Genomic DNA, 16,636 nt, shown 5'->3' with positions numbered 1-16,636 from the left:
CGTCACGGCTTGCGTCAGACGCGTTCGATGGCCAGGGCCAGACCTTGGCCGACACCGACGCACATGGTCGCCAGACCTTTCTTGCCGCCGGTCTTTTCCAGCTGATGCAGCGCGGTCAGCACCAGACGCGCACCGCTCATGCCCAACGGGTGGCCGAGAGCAATCGCCCCGCCGTTCGGGTTGACCTGTGCAGCGTCATCCGCCAGACCCAGTTCACGCAGCACCGCCAAGCCTTGGCTGGCAAACGCTTCGTTGAGTTCGATCACGTCGAAATCGCTGACCGCGACGCCGAGACGCTCGATCAACTTGCGCACCGCCGGCACTGGGCCGATGCCCATCACTCGCGGGGCCACACCGGCGCTGGCCATGCCGAGCACTTTCGCGCGGGCGGTCAGGCCATGTTTTTTCACCGCTTCGGCGGAAGCGAGAATCAGCGCGGCGGCACCGTCGTTGACGCCGGAAGCATTGCCGGCGGTGACGGTTTTATCCGGGCCGTTGACCGGTTTCAACTTGGTCAACGCTTCAATAGTGGTATCGGCACGCGGATGTTCGTCCTGGCTGACCACGGTTTCGCCTTTCTTATGGGCGATCCGCACTTCGACGATTTCTTCGGCGAAGTAGCCGGCAGCCTGCGCGGCGGCGGTACGTTGCTGACTGCGCAGGGCGAAAGCGTCCTGATCGGCGCGCGACACTTTATAGTCGTCGGCGACGTTGTCGGCGGTCTGCGGCATGGCGTCGACGCCGTATTGCGCCTTCATCAGCGGGTTGATGAAACGCCAGCCGATGGTGGTGTCTTCGAGTTTCATGTTGCGCGAGAACGCTGCATCAGCCTTGCCCATCACGAACGGTGCGCGGGACATCGACTCGACGCCACCGGCAATCGCCAGCTCCATCTCGCCGCTGGCGATGGCACGAAATGCGGTGCCGATCGCGTCCATGCCCGAAGCGCAGAGGCGATTGAGGGTCACGCCCGGAACGGTTTCCGGCAGGCCCGCCAGCAGCAGCGCCATGCGCGCGACATTACGGTTATCTTCGCCGGCCTGATTGGCGCAACCGAGGAAGACTTCGTCGATGGCGTTCCAGTCCACCGAGGGATTGCGCTCCATCAGGGCCTTGATCGGCACTGCGGCCAGGTCATCGGCGCGAACGGCGGACAATCCGCCGCCGAAACGGCCGATCGGCGTGCGAATCGCGTCGCAGATATAAACGTCACGCATCATGCTTCTCCCGGTGCCTGGCCGTGGGCGGCGGCGGTGCGCGCTTCGAGATCGCGCAGCGCGGTCAGTTCGACGTCGGTCGGCTCAGCGGTGGTTTCGACGCTGTCAGCAAAACGAATCGCCCAACCGGTGGCCGCGACCACTTGCTCGCGGGTCACGCCCGGGTGCAAAGCGGTGACGACGAATTCGTGAGTACCTTCTTCCGGTTCCATGATGCACAGGTCAGTGATGATGCCGACCGGCCCGGCGCCCGGCAGGCCCAGACGTTTGCGCGAATCGCCGCCCTCGCCGTGACCGACCGAGGTGATGAAATCGAGCTTGTCGACAAACGAACGCGCCGACTGTTTAAGGATGATCAATACGCTTTTCGCCGAACCGGCAATTTCCGGCGCGCCACCGGCACCCGGCAGACGCACTTTCGGCGAGAAGTAATCGCCGACCACGGTGGTGTTGATGTTGCCGAAACGGTCGACCTGCGCAGCACCGAGAAAACCGACGTCGATGCGCCCGCCCTGCAACCAATAGCGAAAAATCTCACTGGTCGGCACGACAGTGTCGGCGGTTTCCGCCAGCTCGCCGTCACCGATGGACAGCGGCAATACGCTCGGCTTGGCGCCAATCGGGCCCGATTCGTAGATCAGCACCACGTCTGGCGAAGAAGTCAGGCGCGCCAGGTTGGCGGCTTTCGACGGCAGGCCGATGCCGACGAAGCACACCGAGCCGTTCTTCAGGCGACGGGCCGCCGCGACGGTCATCATTTCATTGGTGGTGTAAGTCATTACTTGGCCTCCGAAGCAGCGGCCAACTTGGCCTGGAACTCGCTGAAATCAGCGCAGCCATGGATGTATTCGTTGATCCACGCGGTAAACGTCTCACGGTCGCGGGCGATCGGATCCCACGCCTGATAGAAACGATTGTCACGCTCGTTGTAACCGTGGGCGTAGGACGGATGTGCGCCGCCGGGTACGTGGCAGACCGCGCTCAAGGCCCAGGTCGGCAATACACAAGAGTTCATCGGCGCGTTGAGATCGTCGACGATTTCTTCCACGGTGACGATGCAGCGTTTGGCGGCCAGCGCGGCTTCTTTCTGCACGCCGAGAATGCCCCACAGCAACACGTTGCCCTTGCGGTCGGCTTTCTGCGCGTGGATCACGGTCACATCGGGACGCACCGACGGCACGGCCGCCAACACTTCACCGGTGAACGGGCAGGTCACTGTCTTGATCAGCGGATTGACCTTCGGCAGATCGGAACCGGCATAGGCGCGCAGCACCGCGAACGGCAGGCCGGAGGCGCCGGCGACGTAGGCATTCGCCAGGTCGGCGTGGCTGTGTTCTTCGATTTCCAGCGGCTGCGGCCATTGTTTCTCGACCGCATCGCGCAGACGGTGCAGCGAACCCACGCCAGGGTTGCCGCCCCAGGAGAAAATCAGTTTGCGGGCGCAACCGGCGCCGATCAGTTGGTCGTAGATCAGGTCAGGCGTCATCCGCACCAGTGTCAGATCCTTCTTGCCCTGACGAATGATTTCATGACCCGCAGCTGTCGGAATCAAGTGAGTGAAGCCTTCGAGTGCGACGGTGTCGCCGTCGTTGACGAATTGCTTCACCGCGTCGTGCAGCGAAAGGATCTCAGCCATGGAGCGGGCTCCTGTTTTTGTAATGAATCGCCAGTGATAAAAAGGCGCGAGGTTCAGCGCCGGAGTCACTGCAGATTAAGCCTGGGAAAATCGCCAAACAATCCGATAATCGACTGAGTGTTCGTTTATCGAACAGATTGTTGTTTGCCTAACAATGATCGTTCCCACGCTCCGCGTGGGAATGCAGTCCGGGACGCTCCGCGTCCCAAAAGCGGACGCGGAGCGTCCAATGAGGCGTTCCCACGCGGAGCGTGGGAACGATCAGGTGCTCAAACTCAGGTCGCATCCGCATGGCTGACCATGCCTTTGATCAGCACTGCCGCTGTCGCCAGACCCGCCGGAATCACCAACGCCGTCAGCACCTGCTCGAAATTCCAGCCCAGGCCCAACAATGTGGCGCCCATCCATGCGCCGAGAATCGCGCCAAACCGGCCAATCCCGAGCATCCACGACACGCCAGTCGCCCGCCCTTGGGTCGGATAGAACCGCGCCGCCAGCGACGGCATCGCCGATTGCGCGCCGTTGACACACATCCCCGCCACCAGCACCAAGGTCGCCAGCAAGGTGATATTCCCCAGGCTCTGCCCCACCGCGTAGGCAAACACCCCGGCCAGCAGGTAGAAAACGCCGATGACCTTGTGCGGATTGAAGCGATCCATCGCCCATCCCACAGCCACTGCGCTCAAAACCCCGCCGAACTGGAACAACGCACCGATGAACGCGGCTTGCTCCATGCTCGCGCCGCTGTCACGCATCAGCGTCGGCAGCCAACTGGTCAGCAGGTAAACAATCACCAGGCCCATGAAATAGGTCAGCCACAGCAGCAAAGTGCCGGTGCTGTAAGTGCCGGAGAAGATCACCGCAAACACGTTGCGCGCCTTGACGGTTTTCTGTTCCGGCACACTGAAGCTCGAGGCTTGGGCGACGGTGACCGGATCGATCGGCGCCAGGGTCTTGCGCACTTTGTCAGTGCCACGGTTACGCACGACGAGGTAGCGCGCCGATTCCGGTAGCCAGAACAGCAACACCACGGCGAGGATCAGCGGCAGGATCCCGCCGATCATTAGCAGACTGTGCCAGCCGAACGCCGGGATCAGCTTGGCGGAAATGAACCCGCCGCCGGCCATGCCGAGGTTGAAGCCGCAGAACATGCTGGTCACCAGCAGCGACTTCTTGCGCTCCGGGGTGTATTCCGAGAGCAGCGTGGTGGCGTTCGGCATCCCGGCGCCCAGACCCAAGCCGGTGAGGAAGCGCAGCACCAGCAGTTGTTCAACGTTGGTGCTGTACGCCGACGCGAGGCTGAAAGCACCGAACAGAACCACGGCACCGACGAGTACGACTTTTCGCCCAAAGCGGTCAGCCAAAGGGCCGGAACCGAGTGCGCCGAAGACCATGCCGATCAACGCGGCGCTCATCACCGGGCCGAGGCTGGCGCGGTCGATGCCCCAGTCCTGCGACAGCGCCGGGGCAATGAAGCCCATCGCGGCGGTGTCGAGGCCATCGAGGAACACAATCAGGAAACACAGAATCACCACCCGCCATTGATAGCGCGAGATCGGTTGGGCATTGATGAAGGTCTGCACGTCGAGGCAGTTACCCACAGCGGACTGAGGCTGGTTCATTATTTTTATTCCACGCAAAAAACGCAGTCGAACGGCGGCCGGCCAGGGAGCGGCACAGCTACAAGAATAGAAGGTTGGAATCAGGCGTTGCGGTGAACCCGGCAACAGCGGTTAGAGCGGAGACAGTCGGGGAGCGTGCGCATGGTGAGTTGCCTCTTGTCATTATTATGGGAGTCGACAGTCCGGCAGGCTCATTCACATCTGCGCCGGATGACGCTGCCGCGACATTAATGATCCGAGGGTTTTAGCGTCAATTCGATAAACGCAACACTGTGCGTTTATCGAACAGCTTCCTCAGGCGAACAACTGCGCGCTGAGGTCGCGACTGGCGCTGAGCAGGCTCGGCAGGAAGCGTTGTTCCAACTCGGTACGGCTGACACGACCGGCGTGGGTGCTGACGTTGAGCGCTGCGACGACTTGGCCCGAGGCATCGTAGACCGGCACGGCAATCGAGCGCAGGCCTTGCTCCAGTTCCTGATCGACGATGCACCAGCCCTGTTGCCGCACTTCCTGCAGGCATTCGAGCAATGCATCGGGGGTATGGATCGTGCGACTGGTCTTGGCGACCAGTTCGGCGTGATCGAGATATTCGCGCAGCGACGTGTCGTCCAGTGCTGCGAGCAGAATCCGCCCCATGGAGGTGCAATACGCCGGTAAACGTCCACCCACCGACAGATCGACCGAAATCAGCCGCTGCGTGGTGGCCGAGCGCGCGATGTAGAGAATGTCGTCGCCCTCGAGCGTGGCCATGTTGCAGGCTTCGTGCAATTGCTCGCTCATGCGGTCGAGGTAGGGCTGCGCGGACACGGCCAAAGGCGTTGAAGATAAATAGGCGTGGCCCAGGGTCAGCACTTTCGGCAGCAATGAATAGGTGCGCCCGTCGGTGGTGGCGTAGCCGAGTTTGATCAAGGTGTGCAGGCAACGGCGCACGGCGGCGCGGGGAATTTCCGTGCGGTGGCTGATCTGCGCGATGGTCAGATGGCGTTTGCGCTCCTGAAAGGCCTGCACCACGGCCAGGCCACGGGCCAGCGAGGTCATGAAATCCGGGTCGCCGGTCAGCGCCTGAATCCGCTTGGCTGGCGAGGCGACGATCGGCGGCGCCACGGAGGTGAAGGAATTGCGCATTTGATCGTTCATTTCTTGTCCTTATATCCGGCACGGATCAATGGCTATACAAACGGCTCGCAGACCGATGCACAAGCAGCGGGCCATCAACATTGGGCGATTATCGAACCGCCGCCCGATAATCGCAATCGAACCGCCCGGCCTCACTCCGCCATTTGAGACGTTTGTGCAACTTTTCGGCAATCTTCACCAGGATTTAGTTGATCGACTAAATGGCGCCAAAAACAAAGCACGGGCAAGTAAACGTTTGCCTGCACTTGAACTACTCAGGAAAGTTGCGAGTAACAAAACAATCACACATCCCGAACCGTTTTTAACTTGGCAAAGATAGTCATTCCTGAATCGACCGCTATAATGCGTTCAGTGGGGCCGCGTTTTTATCGCCGTGGTCGCCACCTGCTGACGCGATGTCCATCGCCGACAGCCCCGGCCAGCGCCTGACACTCATCATCCATGTAATGCCAGCGCTTGCTGAAACAGGACACTGAAGCTGCGTCAGTTTCAATCTGGTGCTGCAGCCGCCTGTAACACGGAAGTCTTGATCGCCCACCGATGCGCTCGATGCCTGTTAAGGCGTTGCGCTTTGATCGGGTTCGTTCAATCGATTCGTTGCAGAGCGTGTCACCAGACATTTAACTCAACTCAAACAGGTAGCACTGTGACGAAAGACGAACTGCGCGCGGAACTTGAGCGCCAGGAACAACGTTACAAGGAAGTTTACGGCGGGGAAGTCACCACCTACGCCGCTCAGCCAGAACCGGAACGCAAGGCATGGCGCAAGCGCCCTACTGTTCAGGATCAGGTTTTCAAGCAGGAAATCGAAAAAATCGAGAAGGAACTCAAAGCCGAAGAGCCATAAGCCCGGTTTTGATCGGTTTTCAGAGTCGACGTGCGCATTGCTGACAAACGCGATGTAAGACCATGCCTTGCGCGCCCGCTACCCGCGGGCAGCAGCTATCTCCTCGTCCTACAGGGCGAAGAGGTGCTTCTTACAGGTTTCACAGATATTTCAGACAAGCGTTTGAGCCTTTCACGCGCCTGAAAAAACGCCTGTCAAAAAAGCACTTTTCCAGCAAAATCAACGAGTTGAAAAACCCTGCACGACACTGGGTTTTAACGCGCTGCAACAAATTAAATGAAAGAAGAGTGTTACCGATGAGCAGGGAGGGCATCGATTTCCAGTCTTTTCTGGCATAATCGCGCCCCCTTACGACCGGGTCAGAAAACCTTCATGATCGATTTATTCAGCGGACTGGATGCTTGGGTGCTTGTGAGCCTCTTGCTCGCCCTGACGTTTGTCCTCGCCTTCGAGTTCATCAATGGATTTCATGACACCGCTAACGCGGTAGCCACTGTTATCTACACCAAAGCCATGCCGCCTCACCTGGCGGTGTTTTTCTCCGGTGTGTTCAATTTCCTCGGCGTGCTGCTGGGCGGCGTTGGCGTGGCGTATGCCATTGTCCACTTGCTCCCGGTTGAGCTGCTGATCAATGTGAACACCGGCCATGGCCTGGCGATGGTGTTCTCGTTGCTCGCCGCGGCAATCGCCTGGAACCTTGGCACCTGGTACTTCGGTATCCCGGCGTCCAGCTCGCACACGCTGATCGGTTCGATCCTCGGTGTCGGCCTGGCCAACGCCCTGATCAACGACATTCCGTTGGCAGATGGCGTGAACTGGCAGAAAGCGATCGATATCGGCGCCTCGCTGGTGTTCTCGCCGATGGCTGGCTTCCTGATCGCCGCGCTGATCCTGATCGGTCTGAAATGGTGGCGCCCACTGTCGAAAATGCACAAGACGCCGGAACAGCGCCGCAAGCTTGACGACAAGAAGCATCCACCGTTCTGGAACCGTCTGGTCCTGGTGATCTCGGCCATGGCCGTGAGCTTCGTGCACGGTTCCAACGATGGCCAGAAAGGCATCGGCCTGATCATGCTTGTGCTGATCGGTATCGTCCCGGCGCAGTTCGTGCTCGACCTGAACAGCACCACCTACCAGATCGAACGCACCCGCGACGCGACCCTGCACCTGAGCCAGTTCTACCAGCGCAATGCCGATTCGCTGGGTGAATTCCTGGCCCTGGGCAAAAGCGTAGAAGGCGATCTGCCGGAGAAATTCCGCTGCAACCCGCAGCAGACCGAACCGACCATTTCCGCCCTGCTGCATACCCTCAAAGGTGTAGCGGACTACCACTCGCTGTCGTCGGATAGCCGCATCGAAGTGCGTCGCTACCTGCTGTGCCTGGATGACACCGCGAAGAAGGTTGGCAAGCTGCCTGGCCTGGAGCCGCGTGAAAAGGCTGACCTCGACAAGCTGCGCAAGGACCTGACCACTACCACTGAATACGCCCCGTTCTGGGTGATTCTAGCGGTCGCCCTGGCCTTGGGCCTCGGCACCATGGTTGGCTGGAAGCGTGTGGTACTGACCATCGGCGAGAAGATCGGCAAGCAAGGCATGACCTATTCCCAAGGCATGTCGGCGCAGATCACCACTGCCAGTTTGATTGGCCTGGCCAACATCTTCAGCCTGCCGGTGTCGACCACTCACGTGTTGTCTTCTGGCGTGGCTGGCACCATGGTCGCCAACAAGAGCGGCCTCCAGGGTGGCACGGTTCGTACGATTCTGTTGGCGTGGGTGTTGACCCTGCCGGCGACAGTTGCGCTGTCGGCTGGGTTGTTCTGGCTGGCTTCGAAGGCTTTGGGTAGTTGATAGATAGCTGTGCATGAGAAGGGCGCGATTCGTGAGGATCGCGCCTTTTTTTTGTTTGGGGGTTGGGGTTGGGGTTGGGATTGGGATTGCGGGCATATCCGTTGCTGCGGTAACGGCTTCTTAGGGTTCCGCCCTTACGGCGGGTCACTTTTTCCAAACGCCGAAAAAGTAACCAAAAAGGCTACCCCCGGCGTACGGCACTTCGCTGAGGCTCAGTGTTCCCTCGCTACGGTGTCCATCAGGGGGCATCGCCTACGGTTTGCTTCGCTGCACCTCCTCTCGATGTATGCGGCTGCGCCGCACGGTCGCTGCGCTCCCACCCCCTGATGAACACCTCCGCTCGGCCTGCCGAAGGCGGCGTTTTTCAAGGTAGTTGTCGCGTCTACCGTTTCGCTACGCGACTTTTACCACTACGGTTAGCTCCCTTTCAGGGTTCAGATACACCGTGCCGATCGGATTCCAGTTACGTGTTTGACCCGACCATCGCTCCGGCTTTCTTTCACGTGCAAGCCCATAAACCCTGTCTCGACGTGCCAGGATTTCCTTATCTTTTCCGTCATGGCGTTGAGCCGGTGTCACGAAGCGGATCCGGCTATGACGGTGCACGGTGTTGTACCAGGTCATAAAATTCCTCACCCAGATACGCGCGTCATCCAGACTGGCAAACCCATCTTGCGGCCACTGCGGGCAGTATTTCAGCGTCCTGAACAGAGATTCCGAGTACGGGTTATCGTTGCTGACTCGTGGTCTACCGCGAGACGGCGTGATGCCCAAGTCGTACATCTTGGTCAGTAGAGTCACCGATTTCATCGGCGCGCCGTTGTCCGAGTGAAGCACCAGCGGCTGGCGCCAGCACTTCTCCTGAGTCACGCTTCGTTGCAGCAACGCTGCTGCCTTCTCACCGCTCTCTGCTTCATAAACTTCCCAGCCCACAGCCTTGCGGCTATAGATATCCTCGATCAAATAGAGGTAGTAAAACTTCCCCCGAACCGGCGATGGCAGGTAGGTGATGTCCCATGACCACACCTGATTGGCCGATGTTGCTGCGTAAGTGGTTGGCGCCTCATGGCGATGCGGCCGCTTGGCTCGGGAGCGGTGATGCTGCTGACCTGCGGCATGCAAGACACGGTAAAAAGTTGCCTCCGAGGCCACATAACGCCCTTCGTCGGCCAACTGCGGCACGATCTGGCACGGCGGCAGATGCGCATAGATTTTGCTGTTGCACAGCGTAACGATGGCTTGTCGCTCAAGCTCACTGAGCGCGTTGCTTGGTATCGGCCTCAGCGTCGTTGTACGCCCATCTGCCAGGATTTCTTCCGGCAAGTTCCATCGCTGCAGCGTTCTCAGTGAAATGCCTACCTCCTGACAAGCAGGCGCCCTGCGGGCGCCCGCCAAGATGGCTTCATTGAGCCACCCAACGAGTAAATACCGTTCTGGCAACAAGGTCAGTTGTCCTCGTCGTCGCTCCCCCAGTAGGCATTGAGCTTTTTTCGCAGTACCAACAAAGCCGCGGTTTCAGCCAAAGCGGCATCCTTGCGGCGCAGCTCACGCTCCAGTTCTCGGATGCGATTTTTATCGTCTCGAGACTGACCGGCGTTTACATTTTTAACAGCCGATTGCTTGGAGCTGTTGGCGATAAACGCGTTACGCCAATCAGTAATCTGCTCAGGAAAAATGCCTTTTCGCCGGCAATATTCTCCGATTTCCAGCTCCGATAAAGCTGAGGTTTCTATGATGATCGACAGCTTCGATTCGGCGGACCAACTCTCTGCTGGTTGCTTGGCGTCGGACAATTGAGTGCCTCTGGCAGCAGCTTGCTTGCGCCAATAAAAGAGAGACATGTCGCTGCAGCCTTCACGACGTGCGACCTCCGCCGCTGAGAGATTCAGGGGCGGAAGCATCATTTTAAGCAGTGCAGCTTTACGTTCAGGTGAATAGAAAGGCATGACCATACTCTTGCCGCCCCCGGAACGCTTTTTAAAAAACCGGAGACACGACAACTACCCTGACACCGGGGGAAGGGGAAAAAGATCAAAAGCCAGATCAAAAGCCAGATCAAAAGCCAGATCAAAAGCCAAAGCAGATCAAAAGATCGCAGCCTTCGGCAGCTCCTACATAGGATTTTTTCACTTCAAGAGATTGGTCGGCTGGAAGGCCGCCATCGCCAGCAGGGCTAGCTCCCACAGGTGGATTGGATGCATTCAGTGAGAGATTGGTCGGCTGGCAGGCCAGCTCCCACAGGAATTGAGTTCAAATTCAGATACTCGTATCGCTTCGGCTTTTTCACCACTCAAAACAATGAGCGTTAGCTCGAGTACCGCTTTTGATCTGTAGGGCGACGTCGGAAGGCTGAGTGGAGGGATTGATCCGGGGTGGGAGCGCAGCGACCGTTTGGCGCAGCCAAACACAGCGAGAGGAGGTGCAGCGAAGCAAACCGGAGGCGCTGCGCCCGGATCGATCCCGCAGCGAAGGAACCCCGAGCCCCAGCGAGCGGGCCGAACGTAGGAGCAAGCGTTTTTTGCTTACTTTTTTTGGCGCTTGAAAAAAAGTGAGTCGCCGTAAGGGCGAAACCGTAATAAGCCGTCACCGCAGCAACGGATATTCACAAAGCACACCCAAAGCCTGGTCGGCCCACAGGCCGCCAAGGCACAAAAAAAGGGGCAACCGAAGTCGCCCCAAAATGCCTTGCGTGCTCATCAATCCAGAAGAATCACTTCTTACGCTTATGCGCATCCTTCCAGATAAAAAATCCAAACCCTGCAAAAAACAGAACCATCAGCCCTACAGTCAGGACCCCGGCAAACACCACGTTATCGAAAAACATGACTGGCCTCCTGGCCCCTGCTTTGCTGCGATGGGACTAAGTTACCAAACACACGGCCGCACACATTGACCAGGATCAATGTCCGCAACGGAGGGGAATAAAGGAGGGAAAATAACTGACCTGCATCAACGGATGCAGGGGGAGATCACCGTTTTTTCGGCTTGTTCTTCGATTTTTTCTTGGTTTTGCCCAACGGCATTGCCTGCTCGAAAGCCTGGCGTACTTCGTTCAGGCGCTTCTCTTTGATGTCATGCACCCGCTTGGCGCGTTCGGTGCTGAGGTCGATCAGTTTGTCGTCTTGGCTCATGGCGTTCAGTGCATCGCTTGAAAGAATCACAACTGCCACATCACCGGCAGGACTGCGCCAATAATGCAACGTCACACCAGCGCTGACCAGTCGCCGACTTAAACGCTCTAAAACAATTCATGTAATCGAACATCAGATCTCGATATCGACCCACAAACCCTGTCGCGGCTGATCTTCCATCAGCGGCACCACTGGCACTGTATTGTCGGCATTCAGCTCAGTGCCGGGCACAGCGAGGTGTTCTTCCGGGTCTTCGTCGGCCTCGCGGCGGCGACGATCACGCTCCTGCTGACGGCGCTGTTCCTCACGCGCCAGCAGTCGATCCTCTTCCGGATCGCGCTTTTGCAGATCGATCGTGCTTTCGTTGGAGCTTTCCTGCACCGGCACCACCGGAGGAATGTCCGGCCGCTGGCGGATCGGATCCTGCTGGGAAGTGATCGGCACAGCGCTCAGGGGGAGCATCGGTGGCAACATATAAAGGGTCTCCTGTCAGCAGGCTATCGGCTGCGGCAAAGGCGCCTTGAGCCGTCGGTCGCAAACTTGTGACCGGGTTAACACTCGCCGGTGCCCTGTTCTCTCGTAAAACCGACGCATGACCGCCGCCTGCTTCGACTTGCAGCTTGCAGCTAAAAGCTCGCAACCGCTCCTAATCCTTTGGCCTCAGGGTCGCATTCCGTTAAGATAGCCCGCTTTTTCAAGGTGGGAGTCAGGCAGCATGGCGCAGCAGTATCAACCGGGGCAACGCTGGATCAGTGACAGCGAAGCAGAGCTTGGTTTAGGCACCGTTCTGGCACAGGACGGCCGCTTGTTGACCGTGCTTTACCCGGCCACTGGCGAAACCCGCCAGTACGCGCTACGGAATGCGCCCCTGACCCGCGTGCGGTTCTCGCCGGGTGACAGCATCACCCACTTCGAAGGCTGGAAAATGACCGTGCAGCAAGTCGACGATGTCGACGGCCTGATGGTCTATCACGGTCTCAACGAGCAGAACGAAGCCGTCACCCTGCCGGAAACCCAGCTGTCGAACTTCATTCAGTTCCGTCTGGCCAGCGACCGCCTGTTCGCCGGGCAGATCGACCCGCTGGCGTGGTTCTCCCTGCGTTACAACACCCTCGAACACACCAGCCGCCAGTTGCAGTCTTCGCTCTGGGGCCTGGGTGGCGTGCGTGCGCAACCGATCGCGCACCAATTGCACATCGCCCGTGAAGTCGCCGACCGCATCGCCCCGCGCGTTCTGCTGGCGGACGAAGTAGGTCTGGGTAAAACCATCGAAGCCGGTCTGGTGATCCATCGCCAACTGCTGTCGGGCCGCGCCAACCGCGTGCTGATCCTCGTTCCGGAAAACCTCCAGCACCAGTGGCTGGTCGAGATGCGCCGCCGCTTCAACCTGCAGGTCGCGCTGTTCGACGAAGAACGTTTCATCGAAAGCGATGCCAGCAACCCGTTCGAAGACACCCAGCTTGCACTGGTGGCCCTGGAATGGCTGGTCGACGACGAGAAGGCGCAAGACGCGCTGTTCGCTGCTGGCTGGGATCTGCTGGTGGTCGACGAAGCGCACCACCTGGTGTGGCACGAAGAGAAGGCCAGCCCTGAATACACGCTGGTCGAGCAATTGGCGGAAACCATTCCGGGCGTGCTGCTGCTTACCGCGACGCCGGAACAACTCGGCCAGGACAGCCACTTCGCCCGTCTGCGCCTGCTCGACCCGAACCGTTTCCATGACCTGGCCGCCTTCCGCGCCGAGAGCGAAAACTATCGCCCGGTGGCCGAAGCCGTTCAGGAACTGCTCGACAAGGGCCGTCTCTCGGCCAAAGCGCACAAAACCATTCAGGGTTTCCTCGGCAACGAAGGTGAAGCCCTGCTGACCGCGGTCAACGATGGCGACACCGAAGCCAGCGCCCGCCTCGTGCGTGAACTGCTTGACCGTCACGGCACCGGCCGCGTGCTGTTCCGTAACACCCGCGCCGCCGTGCAGGGTTTCCCGGAGCGCAAACTGCACCCGTACCCGCTGCCGTGCCCGGACGAATACCTCGAACTGCCGCTGGGCGAACACGCCGAGCTGTACCCGGAGGTCAGCTTCCAGGCCCAGCCGGACGCCAGCGAAGAAGAGCGCTGGTGGAAATTCGATCCGCGCGTTGAGTGGCTGATCGATCAGCTGAAAATGCTCAAGCGCACCAAAGTGCTGGTGATCTGCGCCCACGCCGAAACCGCGATGGACCTGGAAGACGCCCTGCGCGTGCGCTCCGGCATCCCGGCCACGGTGTTCCACGAAGGCATGAACATCCTTGAGCGTGACCGCGCCGCCGCTTACTTCGCCGATGAAGAGTTCGGCGCGCAAGTGCTGATCTGCTCGGAAATCGGCAGTGAAGGTCGCAACTTCCAGTTCGCTCACCACTTGGTGCTGTTCGATCTGCCGTCGCACCCGGATCTGCTCGAGCAGCGTATCGGTCGTCTCGACCGGATCGGCCAGAAGCACATCATCGAACTGCACGTGCCGTACCTGGAAACCAGCCCGCAAGAGCGCCTGTTCCAGTGGTATCACGAAGCGTTGAACGCGTTCCTCAACACCTGCCCGACCGGCAACGCCTTGCAGCACCAGTTCGGCCCGCGCCTGCTGCCGCTGCTCGAAGAAGCCGACGACAGCGAGTGGCAAGCGCTGATCGACGAAGCACGCGCCGAGCGTGAGCGTCTGGAAGCCGAGCTGCACACCGGTCGCGACCGTCTGCTGGAGCTCAACTCCGGTGGCGCTGGCGAAGGTGAAGCGCTGGTCGAGGACATCCTTGAGCAAGACGATCAGTTCGCCCTGCCGATCTACATGGAAACCCTGTTCGACGCGTTCGGCATCGACAGCGAAGACCATTCGGAAAACGCCCTGATCCTCAAGCCGAGCGAGAAGATGCTCGACGCCAGCTTCCCGCTGGGCGACGACGAAGGCGTGACCATCACCTACGACCGCAACCAGGCGCTGTCGCGCGAAGACATGCAGTTCATCACCTGGGAACACCCGATGGTGCAGGGCGGCATGGATCTGGTGCTGTCCGGTTCGATGGGCAACACCGCCGTCGCGCTGATCAAGAACAAGGCATTGAAGCCGGGCACCGTGCTGCTGGAATTGCTGTATGTCAGCGAAGTGGTTGCCCCGCGTGCGCTGCAACTGGGCCGTTACCTGCCGCCGGCTGCCCTGCGCTGCTTGCTCGATGCCAATGGCAACGATCTGTCGCCACGCGTCTCGTTCGAAACCCTGAACGATCAGCTGGAAAGCGTGCCACGCGCCAGCGCCAACAAGTTCATCCAGGCCCAGCGTGATCAGCTGACGCCACGGATCAACGCCGGTGAAGACAAGATTGCCCCGCGTCACGCCGAGCGTGTGGCCGAGGCCCGTCGCCGTCTGGCGGCCGACACCGACGAAGAACTGGCGCGCCTGACCGCGTTGCAAGCGGTCAACCCGACCGTGCGTGACAGCGAACTGGATGCGCTGCGCCAGCAGCGTGAGCAGGGTCTGGCGATGCTGGACAAGGCTGCGTTACGCCTTGAAGCGATTCGGGTGTTGGTGGCGGGTTAAACCGCCCTGCTCTACCGCTGAAAACAACAAGGCCCGCAGCGATGCGGGCCTTTTTTGTTGCCTGTGATTTCTCAGCTGATGCTGATGGCCTCATCGCTGGCAAGCCAGCTCCCACAGGTTTAGGGTCGTTTACAGAGTATGTGTATGACTCGGTCACTGTGGGAGCTGCGGTGCGACGATTCGACTTGCCAGCGATAGCGGTTATGCAGTCGCCGCTGCAATCTCTGGCTCAACCACCGCAACCAATCCCTCCTTCATTCGCTGCGCATCGCGCACAAAACACCGCGCCGCCAGAAACAGAAACACCATGGTCAAAAACAGCGCCACCGGAATCAGGTACATCGCGTCATGCAGCCCGACGGCTTTGAACGCCTCGGTCATCTGCTCAGCCCCCGCCGCCAGCATCGCCGTGTGCGCGAAATGATCCGATAAGCCGCCGACCACCACTGGCCCCAAACCACCGCCCAGCAGATACAAACCGGCAAAGAACAACGCCATCGCCGTTGCTCGCAAGCGCGGCTCGACCACGTCTTGAATCGCCGTGTACACGCAGGTGTAGAAGTTGTAGGCAAACAGCCAGCCGACACTGAAGACCGCAACAAACACACCGATCTCGATGCGCCCGGAATGCAGCGCCCACGCCGTGCACAGCGTCGAAATAATCAGACTGAACGCCGCGAACAACAGTCGCCCATTCGCGACCCGCTGGTGAATCTTGTCGGCGATCAAGCCACCCAGGGTCAACCCGACCAGCCCGGTCACGCCGACAATTACACCGGTCGCCACGGCCGCTTCCTGCAATGGCATGAGGAAATAGCGCTGCAGCATCGGCACCAGAAACGAGTTGCAGGCGTAGGTGGCGAAGTTGAAGCACAGCCCGGCCATTACCAGCCAGAGAAAGGTCGGCACCGCGAGGATTCGGCGGATCGGTTTGTCGACTTTCTCCTGCGAAACCTGCACGGTCTCCGCCGCCCCGCGCTTCGGTTCCTTAATGAAGAACATGAAGATCGCCAGAATCAGTCCCGGCACCGCCGCAATGAAGAACGGCGCGCGCCAGCTGTCAAACGCCTTGACCATCCAGCCAATAGTGAAGAACGCCAGCAGCAAGCCCAGCGGCAGACCGAGCATGAAAATGCCCATGGCCCGCGCCCGACGGTGAGCCGGGAACAAATCACCGATCAGCGAGTTGGCCGCCGGCGCATAACTGGCCTCGCCGATGCCGATGCCCATGCGCACGATCAAAAAGCTCCAGAAGCTGCCGACCAGACCGTTGACGGCGGTCAGCGCACTCCATGTCGCCAGGCCCCAGCCCATCAGCTTGCTGCGCGAACCGGTGTCGGCCATCCGCCCCAGCGGCAGGCCGGCGATGGCATAAACAATGGTAAACGCGGTACCGACGATTCCCAGCTGAAAGTCGCTGAGGTGCCATTCCATGCGGATCGGTTCGATGATGATCGCCGGAATGGTGCGGTCGAAGAAGTTGAACAGGTTGGCGAGGAACAGCAGGAACAGAATGCGCCAGGCATTCGCCGCTTGGGTCGAGTTCTGCATGGGTCCGTCTCTTTATTGTTATGGGGCTTCACTGCCAACGCATCCGAGCCCGGAACCTGCAATCTAGTCAGCCCGTCGGAAGCTG

At 59.7% G+C, this 16,636-nt stretch carries 13 protein-coding genes; 3 read left to right on the top strand and 10 right to left on the bottom strand.

Annotated features, from left to right (window positions below; translation table 11 throughout):
* Positions 1 to 14: 14 nt before the first annotated feature.
* The 5 genes from pcaF to pcaR all read right to left on the bottom strand — a co-directional run bounded on the left by pcaF (position 15) and on the right by pcaR (position 5,612).
* Entirely contained in the window at positions 15 to 1,220 is a 1,206-nt protein-coding gene (gene pcaF, locus AC3Y64_RS06515; RefSeq protein WP_178113685.1) for a 3-oxoadipyl-CoA thiolase, read from the bottom strand.
* On the bottom strand, positions 1,217 to 1,996 hold the full coding sequence (locus tag AC3Y64_RS06510; RefSeq protein ID WP_489986843.1) for a CoA-transferase subunit beta: 780 nt from the start codon (positions 1,994 to 1,996) through the stop codon (positions 1,217 to 1,219). The genes pcaF and AC3Y64_RS06510 overlap by 4 nt, the downstream gene beginning before the upstream one ends.
* The gene (locus tag AC3Y64_RS06505) at positions 1,996 to 2,853 is read right to left on the bottom strand and encodes a CoA transferase subunit A (protein WP_489986842.1); all 858 of its coding nucleotides are present in this window, start codon (positions 2,851 to 2,853) and stop codon (positions 1,996 to 1,998) included. The genes AC3Y64_RS06510 and AC3Y64_RS06505 overlap by 1 nt, the downstream gene beginning before the upstream one ends.
* A gap of 275 nt (positions 2,854 to 3,128) precedes the next feature.
* Positions 3,129 to 4,475: a 4-hydroxybenzoate transporter PcaK gene (gene pcaK / locus AC3Y64_RS06500; protein WP_489986841.1), complete on the bottom strand. Its 1,347-nt coding sequence runs from the start codon at positions 4,473 to 4,475 to the stop codon at positions 3,129 to 3,131.
* A 294-nt stretch (positions 4,476 to 4,769) separates the two neighbouring features.
* The gene (gene pcaR / locus AC3Y64_RS06495; RefSeq protein WP_489986840.1) at positions 4,770 to 5,612 is read right to left on the bottom strand and encodes a pca regulon transcriptional regulator PcaR; all 843 of its coding nucleotides are present in this window, start codon (positions 5,610 to 5,612) and stop codon (positions 4,770 to 4,772) included.
* Between the two features lie 646 nt (positions 5,613 to 6,258).
* Between pcaR and AC3Y64_RS06490 the strand changes: the two genes are divergently transcribed.
* Together AC3Y64_RS06490 and AC3Y64_RS06485 are read left to right on the top strand one after the other, a co-directional pair.
* Complete coding sequence (locus AC3Y64_RS06490) at positions 6,259 to 6,459, top strand: hypothetical protein (RefSeq protein WP_008080067.1); 201 nt, start codon at positions 6,259 to 6,261, stop codon at positions 6,457 to 6,459.
* Between the two features lie 372 nt (positions 6,460 to 6,831).
* The gene (locus AC3Y64_RS06485; RefSeq protein ID WP_158957037.1) at positions 6,832 to 8,307 is read left to right on the top strand and encodes an inorganic phosphate transporter; all 1,476 of its coding nucleotides are present in this window, start codon (positions 6,832 to 6,834) and stop codon (positions 8,305 to 8,307) included.
* 393 nt (positions 8,308 to 8,700) lie between these two features.
* Here AC3Y64_RS06485 and AC3Y64_RS06480 read toward each other — a convergent pair.
* The 4 genes from AC3Y64_RS06480 to AC3Y64_RS06465 form a co-directional block, all read right to left on the bottom strand.
* Positions 8,701 to 10,253, bottom strand: a protein-coding gene (locus AC3Y64_RS06480) for an IS3 family transposase (protein WP_489984714.1) whose coding sequence is annotated in 2 segments (ribosomal slippage) — positions 8,701 to 9,791 and positions 9,791 to 10,253 — 1,554 coding nt in all. Because the reading frame shifts where the segments join, the coding sequence is not laid out codon by codon here.
* 764 nt (positions 10,254 to 11,017) lie between these two features.
* Positions 11,018 to 11,131, bottom strand: coding sequence for a cytochrome c oxidase subunit CcoM (ccoM, locus tag AC3Y64_RS06475; protein WP_041070550.1), 114 nt, complete (start codon positions 11,129 to 11,131; stop codon positions 11,018 to 11,020).
* A 145-nt stretch (positions 11,132 to 11,276) separates the two neighbouring features.
* Positions 11,277 to 11,513: a hypothetical protein gene (locus tag AC3Y64_RS06470; protein WP_489988043.1), complete on the bottom strand. Its 237-nt coding sequence runs from the start codon at positions 11,511 to 11,513 to the stop codon at positions 11,277 to 11,279.
* A 57-nt stretch (positions 11,514 to 11,570) separates the two neighbouring features.
* A complete protein-coding gene (locus AC3Y64_RS06465; protein WP_003222394.1) occupies positions 11,571 to 11,912 on the bottom strand; it encodes a hypothetical protein in 342 nt (113 codons plus the stop codon).
* A 241-nt stretch (positions 11,913 to 12,153) separates the two neighbouring features.
* Between AC3Y64_RS06465 and rapA the strand changes: the two genes are divergently transcribed.
* Positions 12,154 to 15,000, top strand: a complete 2,847-nt coding sequence (gene rapA, locus AC3Y64_RS06460) for an RNA polymerase-associated protein RapA (protein ID WP_489986839.1) — start codon at positions 12,154 to 12,156, stop codon at positions 14,998 to 15,000.
* 201 nt (positions 15,001 to 15,201) lie between these two features.
* Here rapA and AC3Y64_RS06455 read toward each other — a convergent pair whose 3' ends face one another.
* Positions 15,202 to 16,551 carry a spinster family MFS transporter gene (locus AC3Y64_RS06455; RefSeq protein WP_489986838.1) on the bottom strand — a complete coding sequence of 450 codons (1,350 nt, stop codon included), beginning with the start codon at positions 16,549 to 16,551 and terminating at the stop codon, positions 15,202 to 15,204.
* Positions 16,552 to 16,636: the final 85 nt, after the last annotated feature.

This window comes from Pseudomonas sp. 4CAES_32.4 (assembly GCF_058136335.1).
Note: the sequence above shows the minus strand (reverse complement) of the source record. Positions and strands in the feature narration are given on the sequence as shown.